The organism is Dehalococcoidia bacterium, from assembly GCA_035528575.1.
Lineage (GTDB): Bacteria > Chloroflexota > Dehalococcoidia > E44-bin15 > E44-bin15 > DATKYK01.
Genome location: DATKYK010000015.1, coordinates 38938 through 54680, shown reverse-complemented (window position 1 = coordinate 54680; position 15743 = coordinate 38938). Strand labels below are relative to the sequence as shown.

The following is a 15743-nucleotide window of genomic DNA, read 5'->3' as shown; positions in this document are numbered from 1 at the left end:
GTTTATATCAGTGCTCCTCGTGAGGAGCAACCGCCATAACCAGGAAAACCAGGGTCAAACCACAGAAGATAAGAGCCTGAACGAAACCTATAAAAAGCTCCAGCCCATAGAAGGGTATTGCCGCCACCCAGGGAATAAGAAACATCATCGAAAAAATAAGGATCTCCCCGGCGGTCATATTGCCAAAGAGACGGAAGGTGAAACTCATTATGCGCACCATCTCACTTACCATCTCGATAAAGCCCACGAATATATCGATAATTCCACTAAATAGCATACCCATGCCACTGCGGACCCGGCCCCGCAGCATCTGCCCCATGCCACCAAAGTACTGGCGAACATTGACAAACTTGCTCATGTAGCGGATGAAGCCATGAGACCTGAAGCCCCAATACTCGACAAAGATGAAGGAAACGAGCGCCAGCGCAAGGGGGAAATTTACATCGGTATTCGCCCCCCTGAAGAAAGGTACCAGAACCTGCTCTTCACCATTGCCATGCCACAAACCTATGCTCATGAAACCGGGGAAGAGCGCCAGCCAGGCATTAGCGATGACAAAGATGAAGATGGTAGCGACCACGGGGAAAAATTTACGCCCATTCTCCTTTCCCGCTATGCTCTCCACGAAATTCATGAGCATTTCTACAGCAGCTTCCATGACGTTCTGCAACCCATGTGGCACAAGCCTCATCTTGCGCGTAGCGGCATAGGCTATACCCCCCATTACCAGAATGGTAAGCCAGGCACCAATCATGGTATTGGTGATCGGGATGCCAAAGGGAGACCATAGCACTTCCGCAGCGAGTTCAAAACGGGGCATAGAAATGGGGAAAAAGACAGCTCCTACTGCTATCAAACCAAAGGAAATAAGGGCGATAATTCCTATCCGGCGCCATTTACCCATTCGGCGCCAACACAAACCGATACCAGCCACTAGTCTTCCTTACCCTTCCCCATAGCAGGGAGAAGCATGCGGTATGTTCCATAGAAAGCAAAAAACAAGCCCAGGCCAAGCCCGAGCAGGGTAAATAGAGGGCTAATATCAAACTTCCCATCAAGCCATAAGCCGAGATAGACCCCCCCGACGATACAACCGCCAATATAAAACCCAACACCGGTAAGCCTGAGCGCCGCTTCCCAGTGATTCATCCTCATCCCCCAAAAAATTATATCACAGGCTACGACACCGGACAACCTGCCCCCAGAAATAAAAACCCCCCGATACGTCGGGGGGTCTAACCGTATTCAACCCTGCTTCATACCTATTAGTTCGAGAAAAGGCGTGAAAAATCCCCGTTGAACTCTTTCAGGAAGTTATGAAGGTCCAGCACATCATCGGCCTCCACCGCAGCCATTTCGCTGAACTTGTCATACTCCCCTTCAGTGAGGTCGGTAACCAGCTCCGGGGTCTCCTCCTCATTGAGCACCGCAGCCACCAAACCCTGAGTCTGACAAGTGGGGCAATAGACGCTAAGAAACCAGAGGTCAGTGTAGCGTCCGAGAAACTTCACATTTTCCCCATCGTACCGCTCCCCGCACACGCTACACTTTATATTGGTGATCAAGCGCTTGATAAGTCTCTCATCCATGCTGCTACCGCCAAAGACACGCTACGATTTCCCCAGATCATCCAGGTTCAGTGTATCTACGAAGTCCTTGAAGGGGGAAAGCTTATTTAGCTCATCATCGCTGAGATCGCCCTGTTTACCGTCAGCGGGGAGAAGTATCCCCGCTTTCTCCAGCACTGACTCTTCGGCATAAATCGGCACCTCCACCCTTACCGCAAGGGCGATGGCATCGCTGGGACGGGAATCGATCTCCAGATCCCTTCCATCAACCACGATGAAGATCCGGGCATAGAAGGTATCGTTACGAAGCTCGTTTACAACGATCGAGTTGACCCTAGCCCCTAGAGCCTGGATCGCGGAGCACAACAGATCATGGGTCATCGGTCGGGGCACCTGAACGTCCTGCAATTTTATCGCTATGGAGTCCGCCTCCGCTGGACCTATCCAGATAGGAAGGTAACGCTCCCCGTCCTTTTCCTTGAGGATCACCACACGCTGATAGTTCATCAGGCTCATTCGAATGCTATCGATGGTCATCTCGATCATGGACATCCTCCACTCATAATTCTGACCCTATATAATTCTAGCGCAATATCTTTGCATATGTCAACATACCCTATCTTATCGGGTTTCAACAAACCCTACACAGTTTATGCAAGACTCGGCCCCCGCATCGGTGCCTTATAAGCCGAGGTATCGTCAGCATGATCTCGTTCAGATAGATAGTTGATACCTGGTATCGTGGATCCCGCTTCACCTATCGTTGCGAGACGCCTTGCGATAAATCAACCGCGGGGACGAGTACGCAGGTTTGACAGCCTGCCTACCCAAGAGTATCATAACACCAATAAAATAATAAGCAGGAGGGAGGCAATGAAAAAGGCAATCACTTTTACCGTGGCACTCTTCCTGGTGCTGGGCGCGGCGCTGGTGCCGGAAATGGACGGCGCCGGGTCAGCGGGGCTGGCCCAGGCCGCAGAAGTGCCAGCACAGGCCGATGCGGCGGCGGGAGACGCCGTCGGGGCAGCGCTTTTGAGTCTCCCACTCTATTTCATCGAGAACCAGGGGCAGCTGGACCAGCGCGTGGCCTACTACGTCCAGGGCCAAGACATGGGCCTCTACTTCACCGCCCGGGGTGTCACCTTCGCGATGAGCGGTCCCGGGGAGGAGGACGACTCCCAAGAGCACTATGCCATTAAGCTTGAGTTTGTGGGCGCAGACCCCGACGTCCAGCCCGTCGGAAAGGACCGGACCGAGGCCGTTTTCAGCTACTTCACGGGCTCCCCGGAGGAATGGAAGACGGGGCTTCCCACCTACGCCGGCGTTCTCTACCCTGACCTGTGGCCCGGGATTGACCTGGTCTACACTGGCGACGCCAGCCGGTTGAAGTACACTTTCCTTGTGCGGCCGGGGGCCGACCCGGGCCAGATAAGGCTGGCCTACGACGGCGCGAGCGCGGTGACCCTCAATGAAGGCGGGCAGCTTGAGGTGAGCACTCCTGTGGGCGGCTTCCAGGATGACCGGCCGGTGGCCTACCAGGTTGTCGGCGGGAAGCGAGTGCCGGTGGAGTCGAGCTACGCGCTGGACGAGGAGGCCCACAGCTACGGCTTTGATGTGGGGAGCTATGACCCAAGCGAGCTGTTGGTAATCGACCCCGCGGTGCTGGTCTACTGCGGCTACATCGGCGGCTCCGACTCTGACGCAGGCCACGGCATCGCCGTGGACGGCTCGGGCTGCGCCTACGTTACCGGATTCACCGAATCTGACCAAACCACCTTCCCCGTGGCCGTGGGGCCGGACACGACCTACAACGGCAGCACTGACGCCTTCGTGGCCAAGGTCAAGGCAGACGGCAGCGGGCTGGACTACTGCGGCTACATCGGCGGCTCCGACTCTGATAGGGGCAACGGCATCGCCGTGGACGGTGACGGCTGCGCCTACGTCACCGGCTACACCAGCTCCAACGTGACCGAGGGCTTCCCCGTAGCCGTGGGGCCGGACCTGACCCACAACGACGCCCGCGACGCCTTCGTGGCCAAGGTCAGTGCCAACGGCACCGTGCTGGACTACTGCGGCTACATCGGCGGCTTCGACGATGACTACGGCCTCGGCATCGCCGTGGACGGCTCGGGCTGCGCCTACGTCACCGGCTACACCTACTCCACCCAGGCCACCTTCCCCGATACCGTGGGGCCGGACCTGACCTACAACGGCGGCTTCGACGCCTTCGTGGCCAAGGTCAAGGCGAATCCTAATAGCACAACTCCTGAGAACAACTACGACTACTGCGGCTACATCGGCGGCTCCGACTGGGACTACGGCTGTGGCATCGCCGTGGACGGTGACGGCTACGCATATATTACCGGCGAAACCCTCTCCGACGAAACCGAGGGCTTCCCCGTTGCCGTGGGGCCGGACCTGACCTTCAACGGCGTCAGCACCGACGCCTTCGTGGCCAAGGTCAATACCGGCGGCACAGGGCTGGACTACTGCGGCTACATCGGCGGCTCCGAATACGACAGGGGCTCAGGCATCGCCGTGGACGGCTCGGGCAACGCCTATGTTGCCGGATACACCAACTCCACCCAGGCCAGCTTCCCCGTTGCCGTGGGGCCGGACACTAGCCACAACGGCCTCTACGACGCCTTCGTGGCCAAGGTCAAGGTGGAGCCTGATGACCCAACTCCTGAGAACAACTTTGACTACTGCGGCTACATCGGCGGCTCCGACTGGGACTACGGCTTCGGCATCGCCGTGGACGGTGACGGCTGCGCCTACGTCACCGGCTACACCAGCTCCAACGTGACCGAGGGCTTCCCCGTAGCCGTGGGGCCGGACCTGACCCACAACGACGACCGCGACGCCTTCGTGGCCAAGGTCAATGCCGGCGGCACAGGGCTGGACTACTGCGGCTACATCGGCGGCTTCAGCGATGACTACGGCAACGGCATCGCCGTGGACGGCTCGGGCTGCGCCTACGTCACCGGCGGGACCAGCTCCGACGAGGCCACCTTCCCCGATACCGTGGGGCCGGACCTGACCTACAACGGCGGCTTCGACGCCTTCGTAGCTAAGGTCTGCGAGACCGAGCCAATAATGCCCGTTGGCGGACTTGTAGAGCCGGTTGACCGGCTGCAGCTACTGGCGCCATGGCTGGGGCTGGCAGCGTTTATCGTCCTGTCTATGTCAGTCATAGTGATAACGCAGAGGAAGCGAGCGACGTAGGCTCTTAAAGAGTAGACGAAAAGAACATGGGGGGTGGGACAGGTGTCCCACCCCCGTTTCTTAGTATCGGCAATGGTGATAAGGTAGAGTGCCCCCTACATAATCGGGGCACCTCTTTTTCATCAGTCTCTTAAAAAATCACATAGCGGTAACTTACAGCGAGTTCAATGCACGAGTACGCAGGGTTGACGGCCTGCCTCCCCAAGAGTATCATCACACTAGTAAAATAAAAAGCATTAGGGGGGGACAATGAAAAAGGCAATCACTTTTAGCGTGGCACTCTTACTTCTGCTGGGCGCGGCGCTGGCGCCGGAAATGGACGGCGCCGAGTCAGCGGGGCTGGCCCAGGCCGCAGAAGTGCCAGCACAGGCCGATGCGGTGGCGGAAGACGGCGTCGAATTAGCGCTTTTGAATCTCCCCCTCTATTTCATCGAGAACCAGGGGCAGCTGGACCAGCGCGTGGCCTACTACGTCCAGGGCCAAGACATGAGCCTCTACTTCACCGCCCGGGGCGTGACCTTCGCGATGAGCGGTCCCGGTGAGGAGGCCGACTCCCAGGAGCACTATGCCATTAAGCTCGAGTTTGTGGGCGCGGACCCCGACGTCCAGCCCGTCGGTAAGGACCGGACCGAGGCCGTCATCAGCTACTTCAAGGGCTCCCCGGAGGAATGGAAGACGGGGCTGCCCGCCTACGCCGGCGTGGCCTACCCCGACCTGTGGCCCGGGATTGACCTGGTCTACAGCGGCGACACCAGCCTGTTGAAATACACCTTTATGGTGCAACCGGGGGCCGACCCGGGACAGATAAGGCTGGCCTACGACGGCGCCAGCGCATTGACCCTCAATGAGGGTGGGCAATTGGAGGTGAGCACGCCGGTGGGCGGTTTTATCGATGACCGGCCGGTGGCCTACCAGGATGTCGGGGGGGAGCGACTGCCGGTGGATTCGAGCTACGCGCTGGACGAGGAGGCCCACAGCTACGGCTTCGAGGTGGGGAGCTATGACCCGGGTGAGCTCTTGGTAATCGACCCCGTGGTGCTGGTCTACTGCGGCTACATCGGCGGCTTAGGCGTTGACGTGGGCAACGGCATCGCCGTGGACGGCTCGGGCTGCGCCTATGTCACGGGCTACACCAATTCCGACGAGGCCACCTTCCCCGTTACCGTGGGGCCAGACACGAGCCACAACCTCGACTTGGATGCCTTCGTGGCCAAGGTCAATGCCAGCGGCACCGGGCTGGACTACTGCGGCTACATCGGCGGCTCCGCCGATGACTGGGGCCGTGGCATCGCCGTGGACGGCTCGGACTGCGCCTACGTCACCGGCCGAACCTATTCCGACGAGGCCACCTTCCCCGTGAAAGTGGGGCCGGACCTGACCTATAACGGCAGCAGCGACGTCTTCGTGGCCAAGGTAAGCGCCAACGGCACCGGGCTGGACTACTGCGGCTACATCGGCGGCTCCGCCGTTGAATGGGGCGGTGGCATCGCCGTGGACGGCTCGGACTGCGCCTACGTCACCGGCTCCACCAGCTCTAACCAGACTACCTTCCCCGTGAAAGTGGGGCCGGACCTGAGCTACAGCGGCGGCACCTACGACGCCTTCGTGGCCAAGGTCAGCGCCAACGGCACCATGCTGGACCACTGCGGGTATATCGGCGGCGCAGATGAAGACGAGAGCCGTGGCATCGCCGTGGACGGCTCGGGCTGCGCCTACGTCACCGGATACACCAGCTCCAACCAGAGCACCTTCCCAGTATTAGGGGGGCCGGACCTGGACTTTAACGGCAACAACGACGCCTTTGTGGCCAGGGTCAGCGCCAACGGCACCGGGCTGGTCTACTGCGGCTACATCGGCGGCAACGAGTCTGACTATGGCTACGGCATCGCCGTGGACGTCTCGGGCTGCGCCTACGTCGTCGGCCGAACCTATTCTGACGAGGCCACCTTCCCTGTGGCCGGGGGGCCGGACCTTAGCTTCAACGGCGGCGGCAGCGACGCTTTCGTGGCCAAGGTCAATGCAGGCGGCGCCGGGCTGGGTTACTGCGGCTACATCGGCGGCTCCCAGGAGGACGAATGCTACGGCATCGCCGTGGACGGCTCAGGCTGCGCCTACGTCACCGGCTGGACCGAGTCCAACGAGACCACCGAAGGTTTCCCCGTGGCCGTGGGGCCAGACACTAGCTACAGCGGCGGCTACGGCGACGCCTTCGTCTCTAAGGTCAAGGCCGGCGGCACCGGGCTGGACTACTGCGGCTACATCGGCGGCTCCCAGGAGGACTTAGGCTATGGCATCGCCGTGGACGGCTCCGGCTGCGCCTACGTCGCCGGTTACACCGATTCCGACGAAACCACCGAAGAATTCCCCGTGACCGTGGGGCCGGACCTGGAATACAACAAGTTCAGCTACGACGCCTTCGTGGCCAAGGTCTGCGAGACCGAGCCAATAGTGCCCGTTGGCGGTGTCATCAAGCCGGTGGACCGGCTGCAGGTACTGGCGCCGTGGCTGGGGCTTGCGGCGTTTATCATCCTGGCTATGTCAGTCATAGTTATAACACAGAGGAAGCGGTCAACGTAGACTATTAAATAGTAGACGAGAAGAGTACGGGGGGTGGGACAGGTGTCCCACCCCCGTTTTATTTACCAGTCCAGCGTGCTACACTACAGGTTCTACTAAGCAGGAGCCATAAAGGGGCGTCCCACGTCTCATGACAGAACACCACTGAGACCCAATACCCTCCGCGTGGCCTCGATCCGCCGGTTAGGCTGGCCAAGCCTGTTGCCCGACTTGTCCGAATGAAATATCGGACTCCGATGCTGGCCAAAGTGTCGGCTCCGAACGAAGTATCGGAGTCCGTAAGACGGACCGACCTGTCGGCCTTGCTCGGAGATCGGGTAATCTAGCCATCCTACCCATTGCTTTCAGCATCCCCCTATTAACCTCGAGATTCCGAAACAGGTTCGGAACGACATGGAATGTAGCTCTATTTCCCTCGCAATGACAGCGTAAAAGCAGGCGAACGGCGACGCATCACCAATGTGCTGGATTATTACACCTCATTGTCTTCACTCTCCTATTAGGGATATACTACAGTACGGTTACTTTTTTCGGGTAAAACTGGTTCAGAATAAGGAGGAATAGAAGCGATGGAAGTTATGGAAGCAATAAAGAGCCGCCGCAGCGTACGCAAGTATACGACAGACCCAATAAGCGACAGTGATATCGAGATAGTGCTGGATGCCGCCCGCTGGGCGCCTTCGTGGGCCAACAAACAGTGCGTCAGGTGGATAGTGGTCAAGGACCCCGACACCAAATCCAGGCTTGCCGACACCCTGTCCTCCACCAACCCCGCCAGGGATGCGGTGCGGACCGTCCCCGTGGTGCTCGTCGCCTGCGCCGAGACCGGCAGGGCCGGCTTTAAGCGGGGCGAGGTGGTAACCGACAAGGGCGACTACTGGTATATGTTCGATGTCGCCTCCGCCTCCCAGAGCCTCATGCTCGCCGCGGTAGAGCTGGGACTCGCTACCGTCCACGTCGGCCTGTTCGACGCCAAAAAGGCCGAGGAGATACTTGGCGTGCCCGAAGGGGTAAGGGTCGTGGAGCTCATCCCCCTGGGCCACCCCGCCGAGCAGCCCGAAGGCCCCGGCCGCAAGGAGCTAGGGGAGATAGTCTTCCACGAGAGGTGGGGGCAGGGGTGAAGAGAGCCCAGGCAAGACTGTTGCCACCTTATCCTATTTCTTCGCTACCCTTAGCTCAACCAGCATGTTGACACCGTAACCTATCTCCACCATCAGCCCGTGCTTGCGGCATAAACTGCGGGCGATATCCACTGCCTCCTTACTGCCTATGGTTTAGACCCTTTTCAACCTCCTCATCTCGACGATCCTGGGGCATGAAGCCATCGCCTATGCCCTGTATGCGGTGCTCCTCTATACGGACGTCGCTACCGCCGAACATGACGGACGCCTCCTCAGGCTCGACAGCGTTGAGCCTGACGGCCTGTTCCAGCTCCCCGCTTCATTGATGGATTGGATGTCATCAATATTTCCTCAAATAGGTAAATACTATTGACAAACTGTCATAATTATGGTATAAACTATAATATAATATAATTATGCTTAATTTTAATATAGTATAATGTATATAAATAAAGATAATATAAGTTATGTGAGGTTGACCTGCTTCTCAAAAATCGCTCAGGGTAAGGAGGCATACTATGCAAACGTGGAGACTTAAAGGATGCATTCGCTGCGGAGGTAACGTCTTTATCGAAAATGATTCATACGGCTGGTATTTGGTATGTATCCAATGTGGCTGCCATAGAGAGTTGAATATTCCAACTGCGCGTAGGAAACAGCCGGCGGAAGAAGTGGAGGGAGCCGGCGCTGGCTACACAGAGGAAGAACTGATACACACAATGTCAAACTTGCCAAGGGGGTAACGAAGCAACTGGAAAAGGAGGAAGGGTAACGTAGTAATTAGCCCTCTAGGCGTATTAAAAGGGGCTACCTGGGAACGGGTGGCCCCTCTCTCATAACCTTTATGCCCAAGCCCTATATAGTCCCCACAGGCTAGCGTGCTTTTACCGACATTTTGCCGACAAATTGTATGTCACCCGCTGATACTATGCGGTACGCCCGGATACAAGGTCGATAAATTTATATGACAGAATGAGACGCAGCGCTACTTGGTGCCACCATGTAATACAGGTTGCTCCTCACTATCAATCAGGTTCCACTCAGCCTAATACTTGAACAGGTCCATGCTCAGGTAGCGCTCGCCCCTGTCCGGCAGGACGGTAACGACCTTGTCGTATTTCTTCGCTACCCTCAGCGCCACCAGCATATTGGCGCCGGAGCTTATGCCCACCATGAGCCCGTGCTTGTGGCACAAACTGCGGGCCATGTCCACCGCCTCCTTGCTGCCTACGGTGTAGACGTTATCCACCCTGCTCATGTCGACGATCTTGGGGATGAAGCCATCGCCTATGCCCTGAATCTGGTGCTCCTCGATACGGACGTCGCTACCGCCGAACATGACGGACGCCTCCTCAGGCTCCACGGCAATGACCTTGACATCCGGGTTTTCTCTCCTTATGACGTTGGATAAGCCCATGAGCGTGCCGCCGGTGCCGACTCCGGCTACGATGGCGTCCACCGGCCCGATCTGCTGCAGTATCTCCTCACCGGTCTTCTCCTGCGCTTTTATATTGTTCGGGTTGCTGAACTGCCGGGCTATGAAGTGCCTCGTCTTCGTGGCGATCTCCTCCGCCCGCTCGATAGCCTCCCTCAGGCTGCCGCTCCTGGAGGTGAGCACCAGCTCGGCGCCAAATGCCAGCATCATCTGCTTGCGCTCCTCGCTCATATTCTCCGGCATGACCACCACCATGCGATAACCCTTTGCCATGGCCACCATGGATAGCGAGATGCCGGTGTTGCCGCTTGAGGCCTCGACGATGGTGTAGCCCCGCTTCAGCTCCCCCGACCTCTCGGCCGCCTCGATTATCTCCAGCGCGACGCGGTCCTTAATGCTACCGCTTGGATTGACGCTCTCCAGCTTGGCATATACATTCTTTATCCTGACCAGAGGCGTATTCCCGATAGCGTCCAGCACACTGTACCCTGTGTCTTCCATATCAACCCTCTTCCTTTAGTTGAATTACCCCCCAGCTTGCTGGGGGGCATCCGTGTCGCAAATTCTCGCACATTCATAGATCTAATTCGCTCTAGAGCTCCCAAATACGCTGCCTGCCACCCGCCCTGCGACTCATCCCACCGGCAAGCTGACGTGCATTCTCACCATTTTTTACAAAAAATGAGACGTGCTAACTGGACTCAAAGACCGACTTGAATCTTGCGGGAACCTCGGCGATCTTATTCCTCTGGTAATCGAAAAACAACATCCCTGTCTTGGCCACAGCTACCTGCTTCCCGGTCTGATTGTTGGTAACCCGGTATACTATATCGCAGCCATACTTATGGAAATTGGCAACGGCGACCTCGATCCTCAGAACATCGCGGTGAAATGCCTGCGACCGGTAAACGATGGCCAGATCGGAATTGATGAAAGCGAGGCCGTCGATCACCGGCTCGGGAAAACCCTTGGCCTCTAAAAACCTCAGGTGAGCTTCATTCAATATTGCGACTAAAGAGTGGTTCCCCAGATGTCCACCGGCGTTGATGTCGTTTATACTCACCCGTACCTCAGTATCGAAATCAAACAGCTCCGGCAAGTCTATTTTAATTCGAGACATATCGAACCCCCGGTGTATCTTGATGAGCCGCACCCCCGCCTTCCGGTAGCACAGCCCTCACCCGGCGCTCGAAAACGCCCCGCGCCAGAAGCACGCGTCGGTGGCACTTCTGACACCTGACCCCGATATCAGCACCCACCCTGACCACCTGCCACTGGTCGCTGCCGCAGGGGTGCTTCTTCTTCAGGCGCACCACATCGCCAACATTTATCTCCATCTTCAGGTATGCCCCCGGTAACGGTTAATCTCATCGCGCAGCTTGAGCGCGGCGCCACGGGCGGCTGCAGCGAAATCTCCGCCCTTTCCACCCTCCCCCAGGTAAGCATAGATGATCTGACGCGAGGAGCTGATTATAGCCTTTTCCCCCCGGGCATCCACCCCATAGCGAACTGCGCTGGCCGGGTCGCCACCCTGAGCACCGATGCCCGGAATCAGCAGCGGCATCTGGGGGCAGAGCTGGCGCACTCTCCTCAGTTCCTGGGGGTAGGTAGAGCCCACCACCAGCCCCACATTGCCCAGGGCGTTCCACTCCCTGGCCCGCAGTGCCACCACCTCGAACAGTGGTCTCTCGCCCCCTTCCACCCCCGCCGACTTGCCGGAAAGCACCAGGTCCTGGAAATCGACCGAGCCTGCATTGGAGGTGCGGCATAGGATGAACACCCCCTTTTCTCTGTACTCAATAAATGGCTCCAGGGAGTCATAGCCCATATAGGGGTTCACCGTGGCGGCATCGAAGCCGAGGGTTTCAAAGAGCGCCCGGGCATAGGCCCGCGCGGTGCTGCCGATATCGCCCCGCTTGGCATCCCCGATAACCGGGATTGTATCAGGTATATAGGTAACGGTCTTCTCCAGCGCCCTGAGCCCTTCAGTACCCAGTGCCTCGTAGAAGGCGAGGTTGGGCTTGTAGGCGCATACCAGGTCTGAGGTGGCATCAACGATAGCGCGATTGAATTCCAGTACGCCCATCCCGGCTGGCATCAGCTCCGGATCGGGGTCGAGCCCAACGCAAAGCAGGCTCCCGTTGGTACGGGCAGCCTCAAGCAGCTTCTCCAAGAAGCCCATCATCCCAGAAGGATAATACCGCCCCGTCAGGCTGACGTCAAGAGCAATATATTGAAGAATTGCCCCCGCTGTGCTATGATTCCGACAGGGAGCGGTAGTGTCCCTATGTCCGGATGCAAGCTTTATGTAAAGATCGATGAGCCTTTCCAGGGACAGGTGGCTGAGGAGTGGATCAGGCGTGTGGTGGAAAAGACCCTTATCCAGGAAGAGGTGGACTCTCCGGTGGAGTTGGGGCTGGTTATCACCGACGATGAGACCATACGGCAGCTCAATCGAAGCTACCGGGGGAAGGATGAGACCACCGATGTGCTCTCCTTCGCCCTCATGGAAAACCGCCAGGGCGAGGCGGAAACCCCATTTGTGTCACCTCCCGATGGCACCACTCACCTTGGCGAGGTGCTCCTCTCCTATCCTCGGGCGGCAATCCAGGCCAGAGAGCGTAAACACTCCCTGGAGCAGGAACTGGCGCTGCTGGTGATCCATGGCGTGCTCCATCTCCTGGGATACCAGGATGAGGATGCAGCGGCTGAAGCCAGGATGAGGGCTGCGGAGAAAAGGGTACTGGGAGAAATCAGCGATGAACCTCTATTATGAGCAGCCACCCTACAGGCCACCCACGGAAGCCCACAGCCTCCTGGTCAGGGCTACCAGAAACTGCTCCTGGAACAGGTGCGAATTTTGCAGCATGTATAAGGGGGCCAAGCTGGAGCTGAGGCCAGTGGATGATGTCAAGAATGACATCCGCACCATGAAGATAGTTACCGATGAGATAAAGGAACGGGCATGGAGGAACGGACACGGTGACCGCGTGGATATGGTGGCCAGGGCCAACGGGTTATACTGGCTAAATGATGGGGAGGTAAGGCACGCCTTCATCGCCGACTCCAACAGCATCATCATGAAATCGGAGGAGCTGGCCGAGATCGTCAGCTTTCTCTACCAGACCTTCCCCACCCTGGAAAGGGTTACCAGCTACGCCCGCGCCAAAACACTGGTCAAGAAAAGCATGGAGGACCTCAAGATGCTGCGAGAGGCCGGGCTTAACCGGCTCCACGTGGGGCTGGAGACCGGCGACGGGGAGTTGCTAAGTATAATCCAGAAGGGAGCAACCCCCGATGAGATGATACTGGGCGGTCAGAAGGCTCTCCAGGCCGGATTTGAGCTCTCCGAGTACATTATGCCCGGCCTCGGTGGTCAGGAGAAGTGGGAGCAGCATGCCCGCGGCACCGCCCGCGTACTGAATGCTATAAATCCGCACTTCATCCGCCTGCGCACCCTGTTCGTTATTCCCGGCACCCCCCTCGCCGAAAGGTACGAGCGGGAAGAGTTCAGCCGGCAAACCGTTGAGGGCCTGCTCCGGGAGGTGCGCCTGCTGATAGAGGAGCTAGAGGTATCATCCGATTTTGTGGTAAGCGACCATATCGCCAACCGATACATGTGGGGGATAGACGGCAAGCCTTCACTGGACAGGGAGCGTATGCTCAAGGCAGTGGACAGCCTGATCTCCGACACCAGGGAGAGCGGCGAGAAATATCCGGTATACAGTGGACTGTAAAGGCGATAATTGAGTAAGGACATAAACAGGCGATCGATGCGGACGTAGTATAAAGGTTGCAAATGGCGAAAAAGCGAGGTAAGGTCGAAAACGGCGAAAGGATGGGAGCGCAGGTATATTATCGCAAGTGGCGCCCCCAGACCCTGGCCGAGCTAGTGGGACAGGACCACGTGACCCAGACCCTCTTGAACGCACTCAAGGCGGGACGGGTGGCCCATGCCTATCTCTTCTGCGGCCCTCGCGGGACGGGAAAGACCAGCACCGGTCGCATCCTGGCCAAGGCGGCAAACTGCCTCGAGGGCGGCAAAGGCGAGCCCTGTAACGCCTGCACCATATGCCAGACGATCACTGAGGGGCGCGCCATGGATGTAATGGAGATCGATGCCGCCTCAAACCGCGGCATCGATGAGATCCGCGAGCTCAGGGAGCGGGTCAGGTACACCCCCAATATAGCAAGATACAAGGTCTATATCATCGACGAGGTCCATATGCTCACCGAGCCCGCCGCCAACGCCCTGCTCAAAACACTGGAGGAGCCGCCGCCCCATGTCCTGTTCGTGCTGGCAACCACCGAGCCGCACAAGGTGCCGCTCACCATCCTCTCCCGGTGCCAGCGCTTCGATTTCAGGCGTATCCCCCAGGATGCCATGGTCTCCAGGCTCGCCGTCGTCTGCGCCGGGGAAGGCATCCAGATCGATGATTCATCGCTAAAGCTCATCGCCAGGAGCGCAACCGGCTCGATGCGAGACGCCGAAAACCTTCTGGAGCAATCGGTTGCCCATTATGGTTCCCGGATCGAACTCCATCAGGTTCAGGCGATGCTGGGTATCAGCGGGGACGTGCGAGCCAGGGAACTGGCAGGACACATCGTCGATAATGATATCACCGCCGGGCTTCAAACCATAAACAGCGTTACCCAGGACGGCCTCGACCTCAGGCAATTCAACCGGGAGCTGGTGGAGTATCTCAGAGGGCTGCTCCTTGTAAAGGCAGGGGCTGGAGCAGCCATCGACCTGCCCCCGGAGGAGCTCTTGGAGATGAGGAGCCTGGCGGAGAGAGCCCCCATGGCACAGCTCTCCAAAGCGGCGAAGCTATTTCGCCAGGTGGAACTGGAGCTCGATGGCTTTTCGCCCCTTCCACTGGAGCTGGCAATGGTGGAGTGCGCCCTGACCCAGGGAGGAGCGGCGACCCCAGTAACAAGCGAAAAACGGGCAATAATCGGGGAGAGGCCGGCAACCCCCACAAAGCCCGAGAAAACGGAGGGGGAACCCGCAGGCACCCCGGAGCCGACCGGGGAGAAGCCGGCAACCCCCGCAAATCCCGAGAAAACGGAGGGGGAACCCGCAGGCGCCCCGGAGCTGACCGGGGAGAAGCCGGCAACGCCCCAGAAGTTCGAAAAAAGCGATATCGAATACTTCCGCAACCGCTGGAAGGACGTGGTCAGTGCCACGAAGGGCATGGGCTCAAAGGGAAACCTGGATGCCCTCTTAAGAAGCGCCTGCGAGCCAGTGGCCCTGGAGGGGGAAACCCTGGTTCTGGGTTTTTATTACGAGTTCCATAAGGAGAAGATCGAAGACCCCAAGTATCGCCATATGGTGGAAGCGAAGGTGAGCGAGGTATTCGGGAAAAATTACAAGATTCGCTGCATGCTCACCGAGCGAAAGGCAACAAGCCGGGGACACCTGGTTGAGGCGGCGCTTCAGATGGGAGCTAAAATCGTTGAGGAGGAGGAATGAATAAAATTATAATGCGTCAGGCCCGCCAGTTTCAGGAAAAACTGGAGAAGATCCAGCAGGAGCTGGAAAAGGAAACGGTGGAAGCCAGCTCGGGCGGCGGCGCGGTAACGGTGGTGATGACCGGGCAGCAACTGGTCCAGTCGGTGAAGATCTCGCCCGAGGCGGCGGATGATACAGAGATGCTGGAGGACCTGGTGCTCACCGCGATGAACGAGGCGGTTAAGAAAGCGAAGGAGCTTGCCGCAAGCCGCCTCGGTGCCCTGACCGGCGGTCTTAATATCCCCGGCCTGACCTAAAACACACTAAAAAGTTGGGCTGGATGAACACATATCCAGATCTATGTC

15 protein-coding genes are annotated in these 15743 nt (G+C 58.1%); 7 read left to right on the top strand and 8 right to left on the bottom strand.

Features of this window, described 5'->3' with window-relative positions:
* Positions 1–7 precede the first annotated feature (7 nt).
* From VMX96_02280 to VMX96_02265, 4 genes are all read right to left on the bottom strand, one after another.
* Complete coding sequence (locus VMX96_02280) at positions 8–904, bottom strand: FoF1 ATP synthase subunit a (GenBank protein HUU62736.1); 897 nt, start codon at positions 902–904, stop codon at positions 8–10.
* A gap of 29 nt (positions 905–933) precedes the next feature.
* Positions 934–1149, bottom strand: a complete 216-nt coding sequence (locus VMX96_02275) for an AtpZ/AtpI family protein (GenBank protein HUU62735.1) — start codon at positions 1147–1149, stop codon at positions 934–936.
* A 116-nt stretch (positions 1150–1265) separates the two neighbouring features.
* Entirely contained in the window at positions 1266–1589 is a 324-nt protein-coding gene (locus VMX96_02270; protein HUU62734.1) for a hypothetical protein, read from the bottom strand.
* Between the two features lie 21 nt (positions 1590–1610).
* The gene (locus VMX96_02265) at positions 1611–2114 is read right to left on the bottom strand and encodes a bifunctional nuclease family protein (protein HUU62733.1); all 504 of its coding nucleotides are present in this window, start codon (positions 2112–2114) and stop codon (positions 1611–1613) included.
* Between the two features lie 327 nt (positions 2115–2441).
* Here VMX96_02265 and VMX96_02260 point away from each other — a divergent pair, with 327 nt between their 5' ends.
* From VMX96_02260 to VMX96_02250, 3 genes are all read left to right on the top strand, one after another.
* Complete coding sequence (locus VMX96_02260; GenBank protein HUU62732.1) at positions 2442–4793, top strand: SBBP repeat-containing protein; 2352 nt, start codon at positions 2442–2444, stop codon at positions 4791–4793.
* A gap of 249 nt (positions 4794–5042) precedes the next feature.
* The gene (locus tag VMX96_02255) at positions 5043–7370 is read left to right on the top strand and encodes an SBBP repeat-containing protein (GenBank protein ID HUU62731.1); all 2328 of its coding nucleotides are present in this window, start codon (positions 5043–5045) and stop codon (positions 7368–7370) included.
* A 569-nt stretch (positions 7371–7939) separates the two neighbouring features.
* The gene (locus tag VMX96_02250; GenBank protein HUU62730.1) at positions 7940–8491 is read left to right on the top strand and encodes a nitroreductase family protein; all 552 of its coding nucleotides are present in this window, start codon (positions 7940–7942) and stop codon (positions 8489–8491) included.
* A gap of 1045 nt (positions 8492–9536) precedes the next feature.
* On the opposite strand, the gene VMX96_02245 is transcribed toward VMX96_02250, so the two are convergent.
* The 4 genes from VMX96_02245 to pyrF form a co-directional block, all read right to left on the bottom strand.
* Positions 9537–10427: a cysteine synthase family protein gene (locus tag VMX96_02245; protein HUU62729.1), complete on the bottom strand. Its 891-nt coding sequence runs from the start codon at positions 10425–10427 to the stop codon at positions 9537–9539.
* A gap of 190 nt (positions 10428–10617) precedes the next feature.
* On the bottom strand, positions 10618–11046 hold the full coding sequence (locus tag VMX96_02240; protein HUU62728.1) for a thioesterase family protein: 429 nt from the start codon (positions 11044–11046) through the stop codon (positions 10618–10620).
* Positions 11033–11269: a DUF951 domain-containing protein gene (locus VMX96_02235; GenBank protein ID HUU62727.1), complete on the bottom strand. Its 237-nt coding sequence runs from the start codon at positions 11267–11269 to the stop codon at positions 11033–11035. The genes VMX96_02240 and VMX96_02235 overlap by 14 nt, the downstream gene beginning before the upstream one ends.
* On the bottom strand, positions 11266–12108 hold the full coding sequence (gene pyrF / locus VMX96_02230) for an orotidine-5'-phosphate decarboxylase (GenBank protein HUU62726.1): 843 nt from the start codon (positions 12106–12108) through the stop codon (positions 11266–11268). Before pyrF ends, VMX96_02235 begins: the two co-directional genes overlap by 4 nt.
* A gap of 105 nt (positions 12109–12213) precedes the next feature.
* On the opposite strand from pyrF, the gene ybeY reads away from it, so the two are divergent.
* The 4 genes from ybeY to VMX96_02210 all read left to right on the top strand — a co-directional run bounded on the left by ybeY (position 12214) and on the right by VMX96_02210 (position 15695).
* Positions 12214–12702, top strand: a complete 489-nt coding sequence (gene ybeY, locus VMX96_02225; GenBank protein HUU62725.1) for an rRNA maturation RNase YbeY — start codon at positions 12214–12216, stop codon at positions 12700–12702.
* Positions 12686–13663 (top strand): radical SAM protein, encoded by a 978-nt coding sequence (locus VMX96_02220; GenBank protein HUU62724.1) that lies wholly within the window; start codon positions 12686–12688, stop codon positions 13661–13663. The genes ybeY and VMX96_02220 overlap by 17 nt, the downstream gene beginning before the upstream one ends.
* A 62-nt stretch (positions 13664–13725) precedes the next feature.
* The gene (dnaX, locus tag VMX96_02215) at positions 13726–15399 is read left to right on the top strand and encodes a DNA polymerase III subunit gamma/tau (protein ID HUU62723.1); all 1674 of its coding nucleotides are present in this window, start codon (positions 13726–13728) and stop codon (positions 15397–15399) included.
* Positions 15396–15695: a YbaB/EbfC family nucleoid-associated protein gene (locus VMX96_02210; protein HUU62722.1), complete on the top strand. Its 300-nt coding sequence runs from the start codon at positions 15396–15398 to the stop codon at positions 15693–15695. Before dnaX ends, VMX96_02210 begins: the two co-directional genes overlap by 4 nt.
* Positions 15696–15743 lie beyond the last annotated feature (48 nt).